A 1,750-nucleotide genomic window follows, 5' to 3' on the forward strand; every position below is an offset into this window, starting at 1 on the left:
CGGGGCACCGGCAGGCGGCGTCGCCCCCGGGGCCGCGGCCCCCGGATAGGGCGGCTGCGCCGGCCCGTCGAAGACCAGCTTCTGCCGCGCCGCCGGGATCTCGATGCCGGATTCGTCGAAGCGCTGCTTGATGCGGCGGTTCATCTCGCGCAGCACGTTCCAGCGCTGGATCGGCTCGGTCTTGATGCGCACCCGGATCACCGGCCCGTCCGGCGAGAGCTGGTTGACGCCCAGCACCTCCATCTCGTCGCGGATCACCAGGCCCCATTTCGCCTCCGACCGCATCTCCTGGCACAGGCCCTGCAGCAGCTCGACCACGCGGTCGGTGTCCTCGCGATAGGCCACCTGCACGTCCAGCACGGCGAAGGAGAAGTCGCGCGTCATGTTGGTGACGGCGGTCACCGTGCTGAAGGGGATGATGTGCACGCTGCCATCGATGTCGCGCAGGGTGATGGAGCGGATCGACAGCTTCTCCACCACGCCGCTCTTGCCGCCGAGATTGACGACATCGCCCACCGTCATCGCATCCTCGAACAGCAGGAAGATGCCGGTGATGACGTCCTGCACCAGCTTCTGCGAGCCGAAGCCGAGCGCCAGGCCGATGACACCGGCGCCCGCCAGCAGCGGCGCGACATTGACGCCGAGCTCGGTGAGCAGGTTGAAGGCGACGAACAGCAGAATGACGATCAGCAGCGTGGTGCGCAGCATCGGCACCAGCGTCCGCACGCGGGCGCTGCGCGCCGCCTCGGCATCGCGGGAGAGGCGGTCGAGATGCCGCTGGATGGCGGCGTTCGCCGTCTCCCACACCAGCACGGCGATGGCGGCGGTGAAGCCCACCGAGACCAGCGAGTGCAGCAGCTGGCTGCCCAGCGCGCCGGGGGCGAACCAGGCGAAGGAGCGCACCCCCCAGACCTCCATCAGGGTCAGCACCGTCAGCACCGTCAGCACGGCGGAGACGCCCCCCTTCAGCAGCGGCACGTAGCGGTTGGCGCGCTGCTCCAGCGCCGGGTAGCGGCCGGCGAGGTCCATCGAGATGCGGAAACTGCCCGCAAGCGCCCGGCGCAGCAGGATGTCGAGCCCCTTGGCGACCGCCAGCACCAGCAGCGTCAGCACGCTGGCGCGCAGCAGCCGGGCGAAGCCGTCGCGGATCTCCAGCGCCCAGACCCCCCACAGCGCCAGCAGGTAGAGGATGGCCAGGATGTGCCAGACCTCGGCCAGCCAGTCGCGGAAACGGCGCAGCGCGCGGCGGCTGGCATTGGGCTTGTCGCCCTCCTTCAGCGGCGGCGCGCGCAGGACGCTCGCCACCGCCACCCGGTTCTGCAGCACGATGACGCCGAGGAACACCGAGATGACCAGCAGCACCATGCGCAGGATGGCGTCATAGGCGCCCCAGGGCAGGCCGAAGAGCAGCCCGGCCTCGGCGATGGCGTAGCCGGAGACCAGCACCACCACCAGCCGGCGCAGCCAGACCGTGACATAGGCCGCCGTCAGGTCGGCGCAGGGCAGCACCCGCAGATGCGCGCTGGCCGGCGAGAACAGCATCCGCCCGAGCGCCATCAGCAGGCGGCAGGCGATATAGGCGTTGTTGGCGGTGAGCAGCACCAGCTGCGTCGTCGGCAGCGGCTGCAGCGCCGGGATCAGCCCGTAGGAGACCACGGCGAAGGCGGCGATCGGCAGCAGGTCCAGCATCAGCCGGCCCAGCACCGCCGGCAGCCGGCGCAGCCGCGCCCAGCCGCGCAGCGGGGCGGCG

Annotated in this window: 1 protein-coding gene; it reads right to left on the reverse strand. The window is 71.0% G+C overall.

The genetic code is table 11. The annotated features are described in order from the left end of the window. Window positions 1-1,750, reverse strand: a 1,750-nt coding sequence (locus tag HMPREF0731_RS19360; protein ID WP_007005901.1) for a mechanosensitive ion channel family protein, incomplete at both ends; no start/stop codon positions are given.

The sequence above is a fragment of the Pseudoroseomonas cervicalis ATCC 49957 genome (assembly GCF_000164635.1).
Taxonomy (GTDB): Bacteria; Pseudomonadota; Alphaproteobacteria; order Acetobacterales; family Acetobacteraceae; genus Pseudoroseomonas; species Pseudoroseomonas cervicalis.